Annotated in this window: 14 protein-coding genes and 1 tRNA gene; 6 read left to right on the top strand and 9 right to left on the bottom strand. The window is 63.6% G+C overall.

Annotation, left to right across the window (positions count from 1 at the left end):
- Positions 1-17: 17 nt before the first annotated feature.
- The 7 genes from murF to HCZ97_RS17510 all read right to left on the bottom strand — a co-directional run bounded on the left by murF (position 18) and on the right by HCZ97_RS17510 (position 8,566).
- Positions 18-1,451, bottom strand: coding sequence for a UDP-N-acetylmuramoyl-tripeptide--D-alanyl-D-alanine ligase (gene murF / locus HCZ97_RS17540; protein ID WP_167690411.1), 1,434 nt, complete (start codon positions 1,449-1,451; stop codon positions 18-20).
- The gene (locus HCZ97_RS17535; RefSeq protein WP_167690410.1) at positions 1,448-2,953 is read right to left on the bottom strand and encodes a UDP-N-acetylmuramoyl-L-alanyl-D-glutamate--2,6-diaminopimelate ligase; all 1,506 of its coding nucleotides are present in this window, start codon (positions 2,951-2,953) and stop codon (positions 1,448-1,450) included. The genes murF and HCZ97_RS17535 overlap by 4 nt, the downstream gene beginning before the upstream one ends.
- A gap of 40 nt (positions 2,954-2,993) precedes the next feature.
- Complete coding sequence (locus HCZ97_RS17530; protein ID WP_167690409.1) at positions 2,994-4,775, bottom strand: penicillin-binding protein 2; 1,782 nt, start codon at positions 4,773-4,775, stop codon at positions 2,994-2,996.
- On the bottom strand, positions 4,772-5,152 hold the full coding sequence (locus HCZ97_RS17525; RefSeq protein WP_167690408.1) for a cell division protein FtsL: 381 nt from the start codon (positions 5,150-5,152) through the stop codon (positions 4,772-4,774). The genes HCZ97_RS17530 and HCZ97_RS17525 overlap by 4 nt, the downstream gene beginning before the upstream one ends.
- 2 nt (positions 5,153-5,154) lie before the next feature.
- Entirely contained in the window at positions 5,155-6,141 is a 987-nt protein-coding gene (gene rsmH, locus HCZ97_RS17520) for a 16S rRNA (cytosine(1402)-N(4))-methyltransferase RsmH (protein ID WP_167690407.1), read from the bottom strand.
- 3 nt (positions 6,142-6,144) lie between these two features.
- Entirely contained in the window at positions 6,145-6,618 is a 474-nt protein-coding gene (locus HCZ97_RS17515) for a division/cell wall cluster transcriptional repressor MraZ (RefSeq protein ID WP_167690406.1), read from the bottom strand.
- A gap of 847 nt (positions 6,619-7,465) precedes the next feature.
- On the bottom strand, positions 7,466-8,566 hold the full coding sequence (locus tag HCZ97_RS17510; RefSeq protein ID WP_167690405.1) for an Mrp/NBP35 family ATP-binding protein: 1,101 nt from the start codon (positions 8,564-8,566) through the stop codon (positions 7,466-7,468).
- Between the two features lie 319 nt (positions 8,567-8,885).
- Between HCZ97_RS17510 and HCZ97_RS17505 the strand changes: the two genes are divergently transcribed.
- Positions 8,886-9,107 (top strand): DUF1127 domain-containing protein, encoded by a 222-nt coding sequence (locus HCZ97_RS17505; RefSeq protein ID WP_368484392.1) that lies wholly within the window; start codon positions 8,886-8,888, stop codon positions 9,105-9,107.
- 661 nt (positions 9,108-9,768) lie between these two features.
- On the opposite strand, the gene HCZ97_RS17500 is transcribed toward HCZ97_RS17505, so the two are convergent.
- Positions 9,769-12,189 carry an ATP-dependent helicase gene (locus HCZ97_RS17500; RefSeq protein WP_167690404.1) on the bottom strand — a complete coding sequence of 807 codons (2,421 nt, stop codon included), beginning with the start codon at positions 12,187-12,189 and terminating at the stop codon, positions 9,769-9,771.
- A gap of 387 nt (positions 12,190-12,576) precedes the next feature.
- Between HCZ97_RS17500 and HCZ97_RS17495 the strand changes: the two genes are divergently transcribed.
- Positions 12,577-16,023: a pyruvate carboxylase gene (locus HCZ97_RS17495; RefSeq protein WP_167690403.1), complete on the top strand. Its 3,447-nt coding sequence runs from the start codon at positions 12,577-12,579 to the stop codon at positions 16,021-16,023.
- A 149-nt stretch (positions 16,024-16,172) separates the two neighbouring features.
- Positions 16,173-16,817, top strand: a complete 645-nt coding sequence (locus HCZ97_RS17490; RefSeq protein WP_167690402.1) for a thermonuclease family protein — start codon at positions 16,173-16,175, stop codon at positions 16,815-16,817.
- A 9-nt stretch (positions 16,818-16,826) separates the two neighbouring features.
- Here HCZ97_RS17490 and HCZ97_RS17485 read toward each other — a convergent pair whose 3' ends face one another.
- Positions 16,827-17,327: a MarR family winged helix-turn-helix transcriptional regulator gene (locus HCZ97_RS17485; protein ID WP_167690401.1), complete on the bottom strand. Its 501-nt coding sequence runs from the start codon at positions 17,325-17,327 to the stop codon at positions 16,827-16,829.
- Positions 17,328-17,452: 125 nt separating this feature from the next.
- On the opposite strand from HCZ97_RS17485, the gene HCZ97_RS17480 reads away from it, so the two are divergent.
- The 3 genes from HCZ97_RS17480 (at position 17,453) to HCZ97_RS17470 (ending at position 18,880) form a co-directional block, all read left to right on the top strand.
- Positions 17,453-17,875 (top strand): organic hydroperoxide resistance protein, encoded by a 423-nt coding sequence (locus HCZ97_RS17480; protein WP_167690400.1) that lies wholly within the window; start codon positions 17,453-17,455, stop codon positions 17,873-17,875.
- A 388-nt stretch (positions 17,876-18,263) separates the two neighbouring features.
- Positions 18,264-18,698 carry an SH3 domain-containing protein gene (locus tag HCZ97_RS17475; RefSeq protein WP_217701817.1) on the top strand — a complete coding sequence of 145 codons (435 nt, stop codon included), beginning with the start codon at positions 18,264-18,266 and terminating at the stop codon, positions 18,696-18,698.
- A 107-nt stretch (positions 18,699-18,805) separates the two neighbouring features.
- Positions 18,806-18,880: transfer RNA gene (locus HCZ97_RS17470), tRNA-Gly, on the top strand.
- Positions 18,881-18,882: the final 2 nt, after the last annotated feature.

Here is an 18,882-nt window from a genome sequence, read left to right as displayed (position 1 = left end):
CTTTATTGCCGACCCGATCAATCCTCGGCCGGATGGCTCAGTTTGCGCAGGGCGTCAACCACCAGGGAGACCCTGGAGCCCTTTGAGCCCTTTATGAGCACGACATCGCCGGCATCCACCAGGCGCATCGCATCGCGGACGAGCGGTTCGGCCTTTTCCTCGTACCGGCCGCGCATGTGATCCGGCAGTGCCTCGTAAAGCGGTTTCATACGGCGACCCACGCAATGCACCATGTCGATGTCCTGCATGGCGGGCAGCTCCGCGATGGCGCGGTGCATCTCAAGCTCATCGGTGCCCAGTTCCAGCATCTCGCCCAGCACGGCGATGCGGCGGCCGTCGGAATAGCGGCCAAGGTTGTCGCGCGGACTGGAGGCCGCGAGCACGTCGATTGCCGCGGCCATAGAGACCGGGTTGGCGTTGAAGGCATCGTCGATCAGTTCGAAGCTGAGCGCCCGGTCAAGCGGATCAAGCACCCGCCATTGCCGCAACCCGCGCCCGGCAGGCGGGGTCCAGCGGCCCACGGCCGACAGCGCAAGCGCCCGATCCAGCCCCAGCACATGCGCCACGGCCAGCACCGCCAGCGCGTTCATGGCGAAATGGCGCCCCGTGGCGTTGACCTTGAAAGTGATCGGCGTGCGCCAGGCACGGGCATGGCAGACCAGGCAGCTTTCGGTCAGCGTGACCTCTGTCAGCCGGTGGTGACAGTGCCGGCTTTCCCCGAAGCGCAGCACGCGCGCCCGTTCGACCCGCGCCTTTTCCACCATCAGCGGGGTGGTGGAGACATCGCCGTTGATAACGGCCACGCCGCCCCGCACCAGCCCTTCGAAGATGGAGGCCTTTTCTTCCGCGATCGCCTCGATCGAAGGGAAGGCCTCAAGGTGGGCGGGGGCGATGGTGGTGATGACCGCGACATGGGGCCGGGCCAGCTTTGCCAGCGGCAGGATCTCTCCCGGGTGGTTCATGCCGATCTCGATCACCGCGACTTCGGTATCGCGTGGCATCCGGGCCAGAGTCAGGGGCACGCCCCAATGGTTGTTGTAGCTGGCTTCGGCGACGTGGGTCTTGCGCTGTGCGCCAAGCACGTCGCGCAGCATTTCCTTGGTGGAGGTCTTGCCGGCAGAGCCGGTGACGGCTACCACATGCCCATGCATGCGCCGGCGCGACGCCGCGGCCATTGCCTGCAGCCCTTCCAGCACATCCGGGACGATCAGGAGCGGCGCATCGGCAGGAAGGCCCTCGGGCACGCGGCTGACAAGGGCGGCGGCGGCCCCTTTTTCCAGCGCCTGGGCCACGAAGTCATGGCCGTCACGCACATCCTTCAGCGCCACGAACAGATCGCCCGGTTCCAGGGTGCGCGTGTCGATGGAAATGCCGGTTACGGTAAAGCTTTGGGTGACCTCGCCGCCGGTCGCACGGGCGGCGGCGGCAGAGGTCCAGAGGGTCTCGCTCATGCAAGTCTCCCGTCAAGGGCCGCCACGGCGACCGAGGCCTGTTCGACATCATCGAAGGGAAAGACGGTATCGCCCACGATCTGGCCCGTCTCATGCCCCTTGCCGCAGATCAGCAGCGCATCGCCGGGGCCAAGCGCATCGACCGCACGCAGGATGGCCTCTGCGCGATCGGCGATCTCCGTCGCCTCCGGGCAGCCGAGCATGACAGCCTGGCGAATGGCGGTGGGATCCTCGGTGCGCGGGTTGTCATCCGTCACGAAGACCAGATGGGCGTTCTCCGCCGCTGCCTGCCCCATCAGCGGGCGCTTGGTCCGGTCACGATCCCCGCCGGCGCCGACAACGGCAATGATGCGTCCCATGACATGGGGCCGCAAGGAGCGCAGCGCGGTGGCAACGGCATCCGGCGTATGGGCGTAGTCGACAAAGACGGAGGCGCCGTTGGCGCGCGAGGCCGCCAACTGCATCCGCCCGCGCACGCCAGTCAGCCGTTCCAGCGCCGGGAAGACCTCTTCCGGGGGATGGCCGGTCAACAGGGCAAGACCCGCCGCCACCAGGACGTTCTCTCCCTGGAAATCCCCGATGAGCGGCAGGGTGACCTGGTGTTCATCCGAGTTGAAGGCGATGCGCAACACCTGGCCACGCGGTTCGAACCGGCGGGCCAGCACGTGCATCTCTGCATCCGGAGAAGAGCCGACGGTCATCACGTCAAGACCGCGCGCCTCTGCCTCTGCCACCATCTCATGGCCCTTTTCGCCATCCAGGTTGATGACGGCATGGCCTTCGGGCGGCAGGACGCGGGTGAAGAGCCCAGCCTTGGCCTTGAAGTAGTCCTCGAAGTCGGCGTGATAATCCAGGTGATCTTGGGTGAGGTTGGTAAAGCCCCCGGCGGCCAGGACGACACCGTCAAGGCGGCGCTGCGCCAACCCGTGTGAAGAAGCCTCCATCGCGCAATGGGTAATCCCGGCGCGGGCCGCTTCGGCCAGCACGCGGTGCAGGGTGATCGGTTCCGGCGTGGTGTGGTGCAGAGGCCAGGCGAAATCGCCCTCTACCCCGGTGGTGCCCAGGTTGATGGCCTTCTGGCCCAGCACCTGCCAGATCTGGCGCAGAAAGGTTGCAACGGAGGTCTTGCCATTGGTGCCCGTGACCGCCGCCACGACGCGCGGCTGGCCACCGAACCAGAGCGCCGCCGCGCAGGCCAGCGCCTGGCGGGGATCCGCCGCAACGATGACCGCGATGTCGCTGTTCTCAAGCAGGGGGGCCGCGATGCGCGCCCCGTCGGAATCGGTCAGGATCGCCGAGGCGCCGTTCTTGATCGCCGTTTCGCTGAATTCCGCCCCGTGCATCCGGCTTCCGGGCATGGCCGCGAAAAGGAATCCCTCTTCGACCTCGCGGCTGTCCACGGCCAGGCCGGTCACCGTCGCCTGGCGCCCGCCCCGAGCCGTAAGCCCCAGCTCCGCCAGCGATTTCGGGGGTATTTCCGAAGCCTGAGTCCGCTTCGTCATCGCCGCGCCTTTCCGGGGCCTGCCGCCCTCTCATGTCACCTCAATGGGATGCAGGAGTTATAGCAGTCCCGCTTGCGGGTTCAATGTAGGGCCGAAGCCCCAGCAGCGGGCCGATCCGGCGCACGACCTCTGCCGCGACGGGAACGGCCGTCCAGCCGGCGGTACGGCGATCCTTGCCGTAGATATGGGTAGAGGGTTCGTCCAGCATGACGATCAGCGCGTACTTCGGATCCCGGATCGGGAAGATGGAGGCGAAGGTGCCGATGGTCTTGTCCTCGTAATAGCCACCGGTGGGCTTGAGCTTGTTCGCGGTGCCCGTCTTGCCGCCCACGTCATAGCCCGGCACATCCGCGAAGGAGGCCGTGCCTTCTGTCACCACAAGGCGCAGCATCCGGCGCACGGTGGCGGCGGTGTTTTCCGACATCACGCGCTCCCCCTGCTGGGCGTGGGTCTGCTTGAGCAGCGTCGGCTTGACCAGCCGCCCGCCATTGGCGATCGCCGCGTAGGCCGAGGCCAGCATCACCGGAGAGATGGAGATCCCGTGACCGTAGGAGACCGTCATCGTGGTCAGTTCGGACCAGTTGGACTGGTACTTCGGCTGGGTCACGGAGGCTTCGGACAGCTCCAGCGGCGAGGGCACGAAGAAGCCCAGCGACTTCAGGAACTCCTGCTGCCGCGCCGCGCCGATCATCTGGCTAATCCGGGCGGTGCCGATGTTGGAGCTTTCCACGAGAATCTTCGTCACGTCGGCGCTGGTGCCCAGGTAGTGGTCATCCCGAATGCGGAACCGGCCCCAGGTGATGGGACCGCGGATGTCGATCATGCTGTCGGGAGAGACCAGGCCCAGTTCAAGGGACTGCGCGACCGTGAAGGGCTTGAAGACCGAGCCAAGCTCGTAGACGCCCTGCACGGAGCGGTCGAACAGCGGGCTGTCATCGGGGTGGCCCGAGGTCGGCAGGTGGGGGCGGTTGTTGGGATCGAAGTCCGGCAGCGAGACCATGGAGATGATCTCGCCCGTGTGTACATCCATGAGCACGGCCGCCGCGCCCTTTGAATTCATCAGCTTCATGCCGCCGTCAAGCACCTGTTCAAGCGCGGCCTGAACGGTCAGGTCGAGCGACAGTTGCAACGGCTTACCGCCATTGGCCGGGTCGCGCAGATCGGCATCGAAGTAGTGCTCGATCCCGGCAGAGCCCTTGATCTCTGCCCAGCGGACATCCTGCGTGCCGTAGGACGTGCCCCCCAGGATGTGAGAGGCGATGGGACCGTTGGGATAAAGCCGCATGTCGCGCGGGCCGAACAGCAGACCGGGGTCACCGATATCATGCACCGCCTGGCGCTGCTCCGGCGACATGGTGCGACGGATCCAGTAAAACTTGCCATTGCCGGTGAAGCGGCGCTTCAGCGCGGCCTCGTCCAGCTCCGGAAAGATCTTGGCCAGTTCGCGTGCTGCGACCTCTGGGTAGACCATCTGGTGCGGGTGGGCATAGAGCGCATAGGTCTCCATGTTGGTGGCCAGAAGCCGCCCGTCCCGGTCCGTGATGTCACCGCGCTGCGCCGCGATCCCTGCCCCGCTGGCAGAGGCACGGGGTTCCTCGGGTACGGAGCTGGCCATGACACCCATGCGCGTTCCCACCAGCCCGAAGGCACAGAAGAAGACCGCGCCCAGCACAAGCAGACGCCCTTCCGCCCTGGCGCGGGACTTGTCGCGCATCTCCTCGTGGCGAAGGCGCAGGTTTTCCTTTTCGATCTCGTCGGGGTTCACGCCCCGGCTGCGAGCATCCAGGATCCGGGCCAGCGGACGCAGCGGCGTGCGGGTCATTGGCCCACCTCCGAATTCAGCGCTTCAAGCAGGGCCCGCTGGTTCAGCGACGACACCTCAATCGAACGATTGATGGCCCGCAGAGTTTCTGCGGGCGGGAAACGAACCTGTGCCACGACACCGAACTGGGCGGCGTCCAGCGGCTGCAGACCCAGAGGGCCGAAATTGGCCTCTGCCAGGGCGCGCAAACGATCAGGGCGGTTCAGGTAGGCCCATTCGGCCCGAAGCATGGAGAGACGCGCGCGTGCGGCGGCGATTTCATCCTGAAGGTCCTCAGCCTGGTTGATCGCGGCCTTGGTGTCGTAATTCTCACGGTAGGCCCAGAAGGCAAGTCCGATAAGCGCAATGGCGCTGACCACGAACAGAACCGATCTCATCCCTACTTTCCTTTCCTGGTCCTCGCCCCTGGCATTCCGAGAGCGGCGCGATCCACCTCTTCTGCTGGGGCCTTTGTGCGGAACCCCACCCGCAGCCGTGCGGAGCGCGAGCGGGGGTTCATGGCCAGTTCATCTTTGTCGGCGCTGATCCCCTTGCGCGTCTTCTGCGTGAAGGCGGGGATCTCTGCTTCGGCTTCGGGCGCGTAGCGGTTGGCACGGCCCGTGCCCCCCGAACGCATCTGGAAGAAACGTTTCACCATCCGATCCTCGATCGAATGGAAGGTCACCACGGCCAAGGCACCACCGGGCTTGAGCGCGCGCTCTGCTGCCATCAGCCCTTCGGCCAGGGCGCCGTATTCGTCGTTCACGGCAATCCGCAGCCCCTGGAAGCTGCGCGTGGCGGGGTGGGACTGGCCGGGTTTGGAGCGTGGCAGGCAGCCCTCCACGATGGAGGCAAGCCTCAAGGTGGTCTCGATCGGGGCCTCTTCACGCGCCCTAACGATCGCCCGTGCGATCCGGCGGGAAGCGCGTTCTTCCCCGTAAAGGTACAGGATATCCGCCAGCTCGGCCTCTTCGCTGTCGTTCACGAGGTCGGCGGCAGAGGGGCCATCCTGGCTCATCCGCATGTCGAGCGGCCCGTCGCGCAGGAAGGAAAAGCCCCGTTCGGCCATGTCGAGCTGCATGGAGCTGACACCAAGGTCCAGCACGATGCCGTCAAGATCCGTGGCGACCTCATCCATGTTGGAGAAGTTCTGCTGCACGATCTCAAGCCGGTCGCCGAAATCACCGGCCCAGCTTTGCGCCATCTCGATGGCCAGGGGGTCACGATCCACGCCGATGACCTTGTCGGCCCCAGCTTCCAGCAGGCCGCGTGTATAGCCACCGGCCCCGAAGGTGCCGTCGAGCCAGGTGCCCTGCACCGGCTCCACTGCGCGCAGCAGCGGCCCGAGGAGGACCGGGATATGGGGCGCCCGCCCGGCTTCAGCCATGGCTCAGGCCCCCTGCTCTGTTTTGCGCTTGCTGCGCATTTCGTCGAAGACGGCTTTCGGATTGAAGGCGGGCTCGGACTTGACCGCATCCCGCGGGCCGAAGCGTTCCTCGTACTCGGAAAGGTTCCAGAGCTGGAAGGTCTTGCCCTTGCCCAGGCAATAGGCCGGGCTTTGCTGTCCCAGCCCCAGCTTGTCGCGCAGCTTGGCCGGCAGGACGATGCGGCCCGTGTCATCAACCGTCAGGTCGACGGAGCAGGTCAGGAACATGTCGATCATGACATCCTTGCGCGGATCGGCATCCTCCATGTCGTCGATCATCGCCTCGACCTCCGACATGGTCTCGACCGAGTAGCATTCCAGGTAGCCATCCAGATGGCCGCCGTAGACGACGATGACGGTGGGTGTTGCCTTGGGGGTGTCGCGGGAGTCGGGATCCTGGGCTTCCAGCACACGGCGAAAGCCGACCGGGATGGACATCCTGGCCTTGCTATCGAGCTTGAGCTCTTCTTCGCCTCTGAACCGCTGGATCCGCACTCTAACGCCAGCTCCTTTTGCCCCGTTACCTCATCTAGTCCCCTCGCGACCCCCGAAACGGAAAACGGCGGATAGGAGCTGCTGCCACTGCCCTATCCGCCGCCCTCGTCCCGTCTCCGGGTATGTCCGACTGCGCGCGGCCACCTGGGGGGATGTCTGCTCGCCCCGCACGCCGGATCTCTTCGTTCGAGGAGAGCGGTGCCTGTATGAACCACTGCCAGGAAAGCCTTTTGTTTTGAGGTCTTAGCGCCTCGGGCTTCCTGTCCTCATCAGTAAGCCTTGGATGGCATGGGACTGGATGGGGATCAACTGTTAATTCGCGGGAAGCGGTGGGACGAGTCGCATTCCGAGTCCGATAGCGGGGTTGGGATCAAGGGGGATAAAGAAAATACCCCACCTCACCTTGCGAAAAGGCAACGGTAGGCCACCATATCTTGTGATTCAGGGACTTTGGGCCGGCCCGTCCCACGACGGACCAGGCTTTCCCAAAAAATTTTCAGCGATGGAATTTTCGGGCCGCGCGAAGGCCCTTCGAGGCGCCTTCCGATCCATTTCCCGCCGGTTCCCGACGAAAACAGAGAAGTGATTCGCCCGTGATCCGGCGTGTGAACCTTTCTGAAATCCTGCCTTCAGAACGTTCAGGGCCGAAAAGGACTGTTTCACCCCGCCCGGGGACAGGAGGCCAGCCACCAGATCTTGTTAGCCGGACACCGGCGCAGAGGCACCACGGCCGGAGCAGAATCCCCCGAACCGTGATATTCCTGCCTCAACCCCACGTATCCGTGCGTTATCAGACGATGCCGCCCTGAATGAGACCCTGCGCAAGTTGCGTGAACGCCTGGGCCTGGGGCCCGTCGCCAAGCGCCACCGGCGCGCCGCTGTCACCGGAAAGCCGTGTCTCCAGGTCCAGCGGCAGGGTGCCAAGCAGCGGCACACCCATCTTCGTCGCCTCGGCAGCCACGCCGCCATGGCCGAAGGGATGGCTTGTTTCGCCACAATGGGGGCAGACGTAGGTCGACATGTTCTCAATCAGCCCGAAGATCGGCGTCTTGAGGGTGTTGAACATGTCGATCGCCTTGCGCGCATCCAGCAGCGCCACGTCCTGCGGCGTGGAGACCACGATGGCGCCGGACAAGGCCGAGCGCTGGCAAAGCGTCAACTGCACGTCCCCTGTACCCGGCGGCAGGTCGACGACGAGCACATCGAGCTCACCCCAGTTCACCTGAGTCAGCAGCTGCTGCAAAGCGCCCATCAGCATCGGGCCACGCCAGATGACGGCCTTGTCCTCTTCCAGCATCATGCCGAGCGACATGACCGTGACCCCATGAAGATGCAGCGGATCGATGCGCGTGCCGTCTTCGGAAGCCGCACGCTTGGTCGCGCCCATCATGCGCGCCTGGGAGGGGCCATATATATCGGCATCCAACAGCCCGACCTTCTTGCCCTCTTTTGCAAGGGCAACGGCCAGGTTGGCAGAGACGGTGGATTTCCCCACCCCACCCTTACCGGAGGCAATAGCGATGATGCGGCTGACACCAGCGGGCTTCATCGGTTCGGTCTGCGGCTTGGGATGTCCACCGACCTTGAGAGAGGGCGCCTCTCCCGCGGCGGGGCCAGGCGACTTGCGCGGGGCGGGTGCAGAGGGGCCATGGGCGGTCAGGGCGACATTCACCTTCGTGACCCCGGAAAGCGCGGCCACCAGTTCCTCCGCGGCAGAGCGGATGCCCTCCATCTTGCGGGCGGTATCCGGGTCCGGCGCCTCGATCACGAAACGCACCTGCCCGCCATCCACGGCCAGCGCCCGGATCATGTCCGCAGAGACAAGGTCGCCACCGCCCGGCAGGCTGAGGCGTTTCAGTTCCGACAGGATCTCTTCTCGCGTCACGGTCACGTCGCTCTCCTTCTGTTACCGGGCATAGGTGCGCATTTTTCCCGCCGGGAGCAAGGCTGACAGCCGGGAAAGGCAGGGTCGCTCCGCCCGGCGTGATGCGACCCCGAGCAGGGCGGACCGGAAAATCGTTAATCATAGGTCAACACTTCTTATGCACTTTCTGCATAGCGGCGTTGCTGAACCGTCCGTTGTGCAAACGCAGCAATTGGCTAAATTGGCTTCAACAACAGCGACACGGTCGGCACCGAGACTGACCAGCCCAGACGGGAAGGCCCCGAAGGCGAGCTCGCCAAGAGATACGAGACGAAAGGTCGAAGCAATGACGATGGCAACCGAACTTCACGGCCAAGTGGCCCACCAGAACAACCCGTTCGCGCGCTTCGTTTCCAACCTGGCTTTCCGCGTCGCACGCTACCGCGTGTACCGCAACTGCCTGGAAGAACTGCAGAACCTGAGCAACCGCGAACTGCGCGACCTGGGCCTGAGCCGTGGCGAGATCCGCCACGTTGCACACCAGGAAGCCTACCGCAACGCGGCGTAAGAAACAAAGAGATCAGTCGGCCCGCTCCTCCTCCCAGGGCCACTGAGACTAGCGACGATGCCTCTCCTCCTCCCTGGCATCGTCGCACCTATCCCCGAAGCAGGGTCACGCTTCGCAAAGAATTCGCCGCTCTCTCCTCCTCCCTGAGCGGTGATGCCAAGACCGACAGGGCCTCTCCTCCTCCTTGGCCCTGTCGGACACTGGCAAAAGATCGGTCGCTCTCTCCTCCTCCCTGAGCGGTCGTGTTTTCCGGTGGTGCCTCTCCTCCTCCCTGGCACCACCGGGCCTATTCCCGGAGTTCGGTCCATCAGGACCCCACTCCCATATATTCGCCGCTCTCTCCTCCTCCCTGAGCGGTGATGCCAAGACCGGCAGGGCCTCTCCTCCTCCCTGGCCCTGCCGGACACTGGCCTCAGATCGGTCACCCTCTCCTCCTCCCTGGGTGATCGTGAAATGAACCGCGGTGCCTCTCCTCCTCCCTGGCACCGCGGTTTTTTTGTTTTCAGGAAATGGAAAGTCTGCCCCGAGGGGCCTCGGGTCGCCCGGAGGAGTCTCGGCAGATTGAAATCCCGGTCCGAACAGGGCCAGCGCATGCAAAAAGGGCCGGGGCATGGCCCCAGCCCTGTCGATCTGTCCGGTGCGCAGGCCGCTCGACCAGGCGTCAGAAGGGAATATCGTTCGGCGCAGAGACGAAGCTGGAGACGACCTTCTTGGTGCCCGCCTTGTCAAAGGCCACTTCCAGCTTGTTGCCTTCCATCCCGATGACCTCTCCGTACCCGTACTTCTGGTTGAAGACCCGGTCGCCCACGCCAAAGGCACTGATGGCCTCTGCGTCGATCACCGATTGCCGCGACTCGCGGGGCTGGGACATCGGGCGCTGACTTACCCGGGCCTGCATCCGCTTCCAACCGGGGGAATTGTAGACGTTCGCCTCGGAGGCACGGGTGTCCACGGTGCTTTGCACACCGCCGGAAGCCGCCCCGAATCCCCCGCCGTACAGGCCCGGGGGCGTCAGCACATCCACGTCCTCATCCGAAAGCTCATCGATGAAGCGCGAGGGAAGCTGGCTTTGCCACTGCCCGAAGACACGGCGATTGCCGGCAAAAGAGATCGTGCAAAGCTCTTCCGCCCGGGTGATGCCCACGTAGGCCAGGCGGCGCTCTTCCTCCAGACCCTTGCGGCCCGATTCGTCCATGCTGCGCTGGCTCGGGAAAAGCCCGTCTTCCCAGCCCGGCAGGAAAACGGCGGGGAATTCCAGCCCCTTGGCCGCATGGAGCGTCATGATGGAGACTTTCTCTCCCTCCTGCTCCTTCTCGTTGTCCATGATCAGGCTGACATGCTCTAGGAAACCTTGCAGGTTCTCGAAGCTTTCCAGCGCCTTGACCAGTTCCTTGAGATTCTCCAGGCGACCGGGCGCCTCTGGCGTCTTGTCGTTCTGCCACATCTCCGTGTAGCCGGATTCGTCCAGCATGACCTCGGCCAGCTCGATATGGCTGAGTAGCCCCTTTGGCGGCGTTGGGCGGTCATCCAGCACCACTGCATCGTCGTTGATCGCCGGTTGATTCAGACCGTGCCAGCGCGCGATTTCATGCCACCTGTCGATCTGTTCGACGAAAAGCCCCAGCCGGGCCGCGCCCTTGCCGGTGATTCCCCCCTGTTGCAACAGGATGCGCGCGCCATCCAGCAGCGAAACGCCGTTTTCCCGCGCCGTGACCTGGATCTTCTGCTGCGCCTTGTCGCCAAGACCCCGCTTGGGGGTGTTCACGATCCGCTCAAAGGCAAGGTCATCCGCCGGAGACACCACGAGTCGGAAATAGGCCATGGCATCGCGAATCTCGAGCCGCTCGTAGAAGCGTGGGCCGCCGATCACGCGGTACGGCAGGCCGATGGTCAGGAAGCGATCCTCGAAAGCGCGCATCTGGTGCGAGGCCCGGACGAGAATCGCGATCTGGTCCAGCCCGAAGGCACGCATGCCCCGGGTGCCCTGCCCCATTGCCTCGATCTCTTCACCGATCCAGCGTGCCTCTTCCTCTCCGTCCCAGTGACCGATCAGGCGCAGTTTCTCGCCGTCCTGAGATTCGGTCCAGAGCTCCTTGCCCAGGCGGCCTTCGTTGCCGCGAATGACGGAAGAGGCCGCGGCAAGGATATGCGGGGTGGAGCGGTAGTTCTGTTCAAGCCGGACCACCTTGGCACCGGGAAAATCCTTTTCGAAACGCAGGATGTTGCCCACTTCGGCACCGCGCCAGCCGTAGATCGACTGGTCGTCATCGCCGACGCAGCAGATGTTCTTGTGCCCGCCTGCCAGAAGGCGCAGCCACATGTACTGGGCCACGTTGGTATCCTGGTATTCGTCGACCAAGATGTAGCGGAACCAGCGCTGGTAGCGGTCCAGGACATCTTCATGGGTCTGGAAGATCGTCACGACATGCAGAAGCAGGTCACCGAAATCGACGGCGTTCAGTTCGCGCAGGCGGCGCTGGTACTGATCATAGATTTCCGTCCCGCGGTTGTTGTAGGCCGAAGCCTCTGACGCGGGGACCTTTTCCGGTGTCCAGGCGCGGTTCTTCCAGTTGTCAATCAGCCCGGCCAGCTGCCGTGCGGGCCAGCGCTTATCATCGATATTGTTGGCGCGGATCAGCTGCTTGAGAAGCCGGATCTGGTCATCGGTATCAAGGATGGTGAAGTTCGACTTCAGCCCCACAAGCTCTGCATGGCGGCGCAGCAGCTTGACGCAGACTGAGTGAAAGGTGCCCAGCCAGGGCATCCCCTCTACCGTTTCGCCAAGCATCCGGCCGATGCGGGTCTTCATCTCGCGCGCGGCCTTGTTGGTGAAGGTCACCGCAAGGATCTCGTTCGGGCGGGCGCGGTTCGTGTTCAGCAGGTGGACGATCCGCGCGGTCAGCGCCTTTGTCTTGCCGGTGCCGGCACCCGCCAGCATCAGGACCGGGCCGTCGAGTGCCTCCACGGCCTCGCGCTGCGCGGGGTTCAACTCGTCAAGATAAGGCGCGGGGCGCGCCTGCATGGCCCGTTGCGACAGCGGCACGGCCGCTTCGAAGGCGTCATCTTCGGAATAGCTGCTCATCCGCGCAGAGTACCCGCTTGCCGGAAAAAGGGAAAGAGCGACGTTCACTATGTGTTCACCCCTCTACGCTATCGCGCGAAATCTGCCGATGCGGCTGCGAACACGCCCGTTCCTGCCTGAGTGTCGCCCATCCTTTCCTGCCGGAAGCACGGTTTTCGCTGCACCACGGCACAGGGCGCGCGCCCAGCACACACGCATCGCGACAGAAGACGGCGCGGGGAACCTAGCGAAATCACCTATTTTTCAGAACGATAATTGAGGCGACTATGCGTCAACTTCCTCGCCACCTCAGGGACCGCCGCTCAACCTGACTTTGCAAAACGCCCCTTGCGCTGCGACGCGGCATAGAGTTTCCTTGACGGATCACAGAAGTCATTCGAGGTCCCGATGTCCGAATTCCAAAAGATCCTCATCGCGAACCGAGGCGAGATTGCCATCCGCATCATGCGCGCCGCCAATGAAATGGGGAAAAAGACCGTCGCCGTCTACGCCGAGGAGGACAAGCTGGGCCTGCACCGCTTCAAGGCGGACGAAGCCTACAAGATCGGCGAAGGCCTTGGGCCCGTGGCTGCCTACCTGAGCATTCCGGAAATCATCCGGGTGACGAAGATGTCCGGCGCGGATGCGATCCACCCCGGCTACGGCCTGTTGTCGGAGAACCCCGAATTCGTCGATGCCTGTGACGCGGCGGGCATCACCTTCATCGGACCGAAAGCGGCCACCATGCGCGCCCTTGGTGACAAGGCCAGCGCCCGGAAGGTTGCGATCGAAGCCGGCGTGCCGGTGATTCCCGCGACCGAGGTCCTGGGCGAAGATTTCGACGCCATCGCCAAGGAGGCCGAGGAAATCGGCTATCCGCTGATGCTCAAGGCCAGCTGGGGCGGCGGCGGACGCGGCATGCGCCCGATCAACGGCCCCGAAGAGCTGAAGGAAAAGGTGCTGGAAGGCCGACGCGAGGCCGAGGCCGCCTTTGGCAACGGCGAAGGCTACCTGGAAAAGATGATCACCCGCGCCCGCCACGTCGAGGTACAGATCCTGGGCGACCAGCAGGGCACGATCTATCACCTGTTTGAGCGCGACTGCTCTGTCCAGCGGCGCAACCAGAAGGTGGTTGAGCGCGCCCCTGCCCCCTATCTCTCCGAAGCGCAACGCGAAGAGATCTGCGAGTTGGGCAAGAAGATCTGCCAGCACGTGAACTATGAATGCGCCGGCACCGTCGAGTTCCTGATGGATATGGACACCGGGTCCTTCTACTTCATCGAGGTGAACCCCCGCGTGCAGGTGGAACACACGGTGACAGAAGAGGTCACCGGCATCGACATCGTGCAGGCCCAGATCATGATTGCAGAGGGCAAGTCCCTGGCAGAGGCCACCGGCAAGGCCAGCCAGTACGATGTGCGCCTGACGGGCCATGCGCTGCAAACCCGGATCACCACAGAAGATCCGCAGAACAACTTCATCCCCGATTACGGCCGCATCACGGCCTATCGGACCGCCACCGGCATGGGCATCCGTCTTGACGGGGGCACGGCCTATGGCGGCGGGGTGATCACTCGCTATTACGACTCGCTGCTGGTCAAGGTCACGGCAAAGGCTCAGACGCCGGAAAAGGCCATCGCCCGTATGGACCGGGCGCTGCGCGAATTCCGTATCCGGGGCGTCAGCACAAACATCGCCTTCGTGCAGAACCTGCTGAAGCACCCGACGTTTCTGTCCAACCAGTATTCGACCAAGTTCATCGACACGACGCCTGAGCTGTTCGATTTCAAGATGGCGCAGGACCGCGGCACCAAGGTGCTGACCTATATCGCCGACATCACCGTCAACGGCCATCCGGAGACCAAGGGCCGCGCGACCCTGCCGGAAGGGTTCAAGCCCCCCAAGCCGCCCGCCCAGCTGGCTGAGGAGGGGCCGGCAGGCACCAAGACGCTGCTGGACGAAAAAGGCCCCAAGGCCGTGGCGGACTGGATGCTGGAGCAGAAGCAGCTTCTGATCACCGACACGACCATGCGGGACGGGCACCAATCCCTGCTGGCCACCCGCATGCGGTCCATCGACATGATCCGCGCGGCCCCGGTCTATTCCACGAACCTGCCGCAGCTGTTCAGCCTGGAATGCTGGGGTGGCGCCACCTTCGACGTGGCCTTCCGCTTCCTGCAGGAAGATCCCTGGCAGCGCCTGCGCGACATCCGCGCCGCATGCCCCAACATCATGACCCAGATGCTGCTGCGCGGGTCCAACGGCGTGGGCTACACCAACTACCCCGACAACGCGGTGCAGAGCTTCGTGAAACAGGCCGCGCTGACGGGGATGGATGTCTTCCGCGTCTTCGACAGCCTCAACTGGGTCGAGAACATGCGTGTTGCCATGGATGCGGTGGTGGAAACCGGCAAGATCTGTGAAGGCACGGTCTGCTACACCGGCGATATCCTGAACCCCGACCGCGCCAAGTACGACATCAAGTATTACGTCGCCATGGCGAAGGATCTGGAAGCCGCCGGCGCGCATATCCTTGGCCTCAAGGACATGGCGGGCCTGCTGAAACCTTCCGCCGCGCGGGTCCTGATCAAGGCGCTGAAGGAAGAGATCTCCATCCCGATCCACTTCCACACCCACGACACCTCCGGCATCGCCGGGGCAACAATCCTGGCCGCGGCCGAAATGGGCGTGGATGCTGCGGATGCCGCGATGGATGCGCTATCCGGGAATACCTCCCAGCCCACCCTTGGCTCCATCGTCGAGGCGCTGCGGCACACGGATCGCGACACCGGTCTGGATATCGAGCAGATCCGCCAGATGTCGGATTACTGGGAGACCGTGCGTAGCCAATACGTTGCCTTTGAAAGCGGTATGCAGGCTCCGGCATCCGAGGTCTACCTGCACGAGATGCCCGGCGGCCAGTTCACCAACCTCAAGGCCCAGGCGCGCAGCATGGGGCTGGAGGAACGCTGGCACGAGGTGGCCCATACCTATGCCCAGGTGAACCAGATGTTCGGCGATATCGTGAAGGTGACCCCCTCTTCCAAGGTGGTCGGGGACATGGCGCTGATGATGGTCAGCCAGGGCCTGACCCGTGAAGAGGTCGAAGATCCCAAGCGTGATATCTCCTTCCCGGATTCGGTCATCGACATGATGCGCGGCAACCTGGGCCAGCCCCCGGGCGGCTTCCCCAAGGCGTTGGTGAACAAGGTCCTGAAGGGTGAGAAACCCAATACAGAGCGCCCGGGCAAACACCTGCCCCCTATCGACCTGGAGGCCACGCGCAAGGAAGCCTCGGACGCGCTGGACGGGATGGAGATCGACGATGAGGATCTGAATTCCTACATCATGTACCCCAAGGTCTTCACCGATTACGCGACCCGCCACGCCATTTACGGTCCGGTCCGCGCCCTGCCGACAAAGACGTTCTTCTACGGCATGGATGAGGGCGAGCAGATCTCGGTCGAGATCGACCCGGGCAAGACCCTGGAAATCCGTCTACAGGCGCTTGGGGAAACCCGAGAGGATGGCGATGTGCGCGTCTTCTTCGAACTGAACGGCCAGCCCCGGGTCATCCGGGTACCCGATCGTTCGATCACCGGCAGCTCCGCCGCGCGTCCTAAGGCCGATCCGACAAACCCCAACCACCTTGCAGCGCCGATGCCGGGGGTTGTCGCCTCCATCGGGGTTCAAGCCGGCCAGGAGGTGAAGGAAGGCGACCTGCTGCTGACCATCGAAGCCATGAAGATGGAAACCGGGATGCATGCGGATCGCGCCGGAACCATCAAGGCGGTCCATGTGACCCCTGCCGCGCAGATCGATGCCAAGGACCTGCTGATCGAATACGAGGATTGATTTTCCCTATATCGAAGAGAGGGCGCGCCGAAACCGGCGCGCCCTTTTTTATTGCAAGGACGTACCGCCGTAGATCACGGCAAGGCGGTCCTTCACCATGCCATCACATTCGGCGTTAACCTTTCTTAACGTTCGGATAAGTTGGCGCCATGACTCACCTTATTTTCCTTTGCCTCGCCCTGCTGCCAACCCTTGTCTCTGCCGAGACCATCGAAGGCCGCGCCCGCGTCGTCGACGGCGACACGCTGGAGATCCACGGAGAGGTCATTCGGCTGCTTGATGTCGATGCCTTTGAAAGCGCGCAGACCTGCACGGGCCAGCCCTGCGGCAAATGGGCGGCGGATTTCGTGGGGCGCATGATCGGCGGGCGTGACGTCGACTGCATGGGCGAAGAACGCGACGCCTACGGCCGCCTGCTGGCCCATTGCTTCATCGACAAGGAAGACATCGGCGGCGCGCTCGTGGCGAACGGTTTAGGCGTCGCCTACCGGAAATACTCCACCTCCTATGTCCCGATCGAAGACCAGGCGCGCGCCGCGAAGCGGGGCGTCTGGGCGCAGGGCACCCCGCAGATGCCATGGGACTACCGAGCGCAGCGCTGGAACACGGCCGCGCAAACCACGCCGGAGAACTGCCCGATCAAGGGAAATATCAACAGCAAGGGTGAGCGTATCTACCATACCCCCTATTCCCGCAGCTATGCGGCGACCAGGATCACAACCTCAAAAGGGGAACGCTGGTTCTGCTCTGAGGCCGAAGCGCTGAGCGCCGGGTGGCGGGCGCCCTACCAGTAACTGTCCGGTTCAGCGCTCGCTTTCCCTGGCGGCCTCTTCGATCCAGCCGCGCAGCGCCTGAAGTGTCTTCAGCGACCAGCGGTAGCCGTCTTCCGTCATGCCCTTTTCCTGCGCGATACAGGCGGGCACTTCGGCTGCGGCAGCCGCCTTGATCTGTCCCTCGGTTGTCAGCCTGACCTCGACGCTGCGCGCATCCTTTTCGGATCGCACGCGCGTCAGCAGACCCGTGTCCGCCAACCGCTTCAGCAAGGGCGAGAGCGTATTCGTCTCCATCGCCAGGGCTGCGCCAAGCTCTCCCACCCTCTGGCCGTCCTTCTGATGAAGCAAGAGCAGCACGAGCAGCTGAGGATAGGTCAGCCCAAGGCGCTCCAGATGCGGTGAATAAAGCCGGATGAAGGCATGGCTAGCCGCATAAAGGTTGAAGCAGATCAGGGCCTCTGTCGTAGGCCCCTCCGGGGGCACGGGACGATCGGGCAGACCTGCGGGCATTTTCTGGGGTGTCTCTGTCATGGGTTGAAAATAGGTCGCGCACGATTTTTTTACAACTCCATCTGCTGGTGGACTTGAAGTGGGCCCAAATCGCGCTCAATTTTATCGCACACGATCTAATCGCACACGATAAGAAGGGAAAGACCATGTCCATCTCACCGATCTACACCGCCCGCGCCACCGCTACCGGAGGCCGCGATGGCCAGGCCTCCACCGATGACAACGCGCTTTCCGTCAAGCTGGTCACCCCGAAGGAAATGGGCGGAGCCGGCGGCGAAGGTACCAACCCTGAGCAGCTTTTCGCAGCCGGCTATGCGGCCTGCTTCCTGTCTGCCCTGACCCTTATCGCCGGCAAGCAGAAGGTCCACCTGTCCGACGACGCCAACGTGACCGCAGAGGTCGGCATCGGCAAGGACGGCCAGGGCTTCGGTCTGACCGTGACGCTCAAGGTCGATCTGCCCACTGTCGAGGCAGAGACCGCCGACAAGCTGATCGAGAAGGCGCATGAAGTTTGCCCCTACTCCAACGCGACGCGCGGCAATATCCAGGTGCACCTCTCCCGCGTCTGAGCGCCCCATCAGACTAAGCCATATCACTGCCGCTTCCAGCCCTGGAGGCGGCAGTTTTGCTTTCCACAGGATCAAAAAGCGTTAACCTTGAGTTCGTGGGATCCGGGGGGAGCATCACATGCGAGGAAAGTTAATCTGGGGCATCGGCGCGCTCTTGATCATTGTTGCCTTTCTTCCGGACGGAGAGACCTTTTCCCCGGATAGAACCTCTACCGACGACACCCGAGGGGCAAATACCTCTTCAGAACCGCGCCCCAAGGCTCCTTACAGGCCCCCGCCCCCGTCACAGATGGTCGAGCCGGACAAGGCCGCTGTGCTCACCCCATCTACGGCTGCGGTCAAGAGGCCGTCGATACCGCGCGTTGATCCGCCTGCGAACCCCACGCCCATGACCGTCACAGGTTCAGGTGTGCGCTTACGCAGCGGCCCGAACACGCAATCCAACATCCTGGGCAAGGCCGGGCGGGGAATGACGGTGCAGGTGATCGGCACAGAGGGACGCTGGGCGAAGCTTGCCCATCCCTTGGGAGATCAGGTCTGGATCCACCGCGATTACCTTGCGACTCCGAAGGCCTACCAAGCGCTTCAGACTTCGGCCAGGACGACGGCCGCACCCTCTGTCCCCAATCCTAACGCCATTCGCGACGCCCTGATCCAGCGCAGCATCGCGCGTTACCCCGGCAACTGCCCCTGCCCCTACAACCGTGACCGCGCCGGAAGGAAATGCGGGAGGCGCAGCGCCTACAGCCGCCCAGGGGGCCACTCGCCGCTCTGCTACCGCAGCGATGTTACCGAAGCCATGGTCCGGCGCGCCACGCGATAACGTCCAAACGGTTGCCCCAGCGTCGGCCCGAAAAATCTCTGGATCCGCCCAAATTTCCTCTTGCAGCCCAGCGGCCTTCTTTATACATCGTGCCTCACCCAACGGATGCGGGCGTAGCTCAGGGGTAGAGCATTACCTTGCCAAGGTAAGGGTCGAGAGTTCGAATCTCTTCGCCCGCTCCAAT

It is taken from the genome of Pseudooceanicola sp. HF7, assembly GCF_011806405.1.
Classification (GTDB): Bacteria; Pseudomonadota; Alphaproteobacteria; order Rhodobacterales; family Rhodobacteraceae; genus Pseudooceanicola.
The sequence above is the reverse complement of the archived record's forward strand: the minus strand, read 5'-3'. Positions and strand labels throughout refer to the sequence as shown.

Excerpts from the sequence above, each read along its gene's own strand:
- murF (WP_167690411.1), bottom strand. The coding sequence starts at position 1,451 with ATGAGCGAGACCCTCTGGACCTCTGCCGCCGCCGCCCGTGCGACCGGC.
- HCZ97_RS17535 (WP_167690410.1), bottom strand. The coding sequence starts at position 2,953 with ATGACGAAGCGGACTCAGGCTTCGGAAATACCCCCGAAATCGCTGGCG.
- HCZ97_RS17530 (WP_167690409.1), bottom strand. The coding sequence starts at position 4,775 with ATGACCCGCACGCCGCTGCGTCCGCTGGCCCGGATCCTGGATGCTCGC.
- HCZ97_RS17525 (WP_167690408.1), bottom strand. The coding sequence starts at position 5,152 with ATGAGATCGGTTCTGTTCGTGGTCAGCGCCATTGCGCTTATCGGACTT.
- rsmH (WP_167690407.1), bottom strand. The coding sequence starts at position 6,141 with ATGGCTGAAGCCGGGCGGGCGCCCCATATCCCGGTCCTCCTCGGGCCG.
- HCZ97_RS17515 (WP_167690406.1), bottom strand. The coding sequence starts at position 6,618 with ATGTCCATCCCGGTCGGCTTTCGCCGTGTGCTGGAAGCCCAGGATCCC.
- HCZ97_RS17505 (WP_368484392.1), top strand. The coding sequence starts at position 8,886 with ATGACGATGGCAACCGAACTTCACGGCCAAGTGGCCCACCAGAACAAC.
- HCZ97_RS17500 (WP_167690404.1), bottom strand. The coding sequence starts at position 12,189 with ATGAGCAGCTATTCCGAAGATGACGCCTTCGAAGCGGCCGTGCCGCTG.
- HCZ97_RS17495 (WP_167690403.1), top strand. The coding sequence starts at position 12,577 with ATGTCCGAATTCCAAAAGATCCTCATCGCGAACCGAGGCGAGATTGCC.
- HCZ97_RS17490 (WP_167690402.1), top strand. The coding sequence starts at position 16,173 with ATGACTCACCTTATTTTCCTTTGCCTCGCCCTGCTGCCAACCCTTGTC.
- HCZ97_RS17485 (WP_167690401.1), bottom strand. The coding sequence starts at position 17,327 with ATGACAGAGACACCCCAGAAAATGCCCGCAGGTCTGCCCGATCGTCCC.
- HCZ97_RS17480 (WP_167690400.1), top strand. The coding sequence starts at position 17,453 with ATGTCCATCTCACCGATCTACACCGCCCGCGCCACCGCTACCGGAGGC.
- HCZ97_RS17475 (WP_217701817.1), top strand. The coding sequence starts at position 18,264 with ATGACCGTCACAGGTTCAGGTGTGCGCTTACGCAGCGGCCCGAACACG.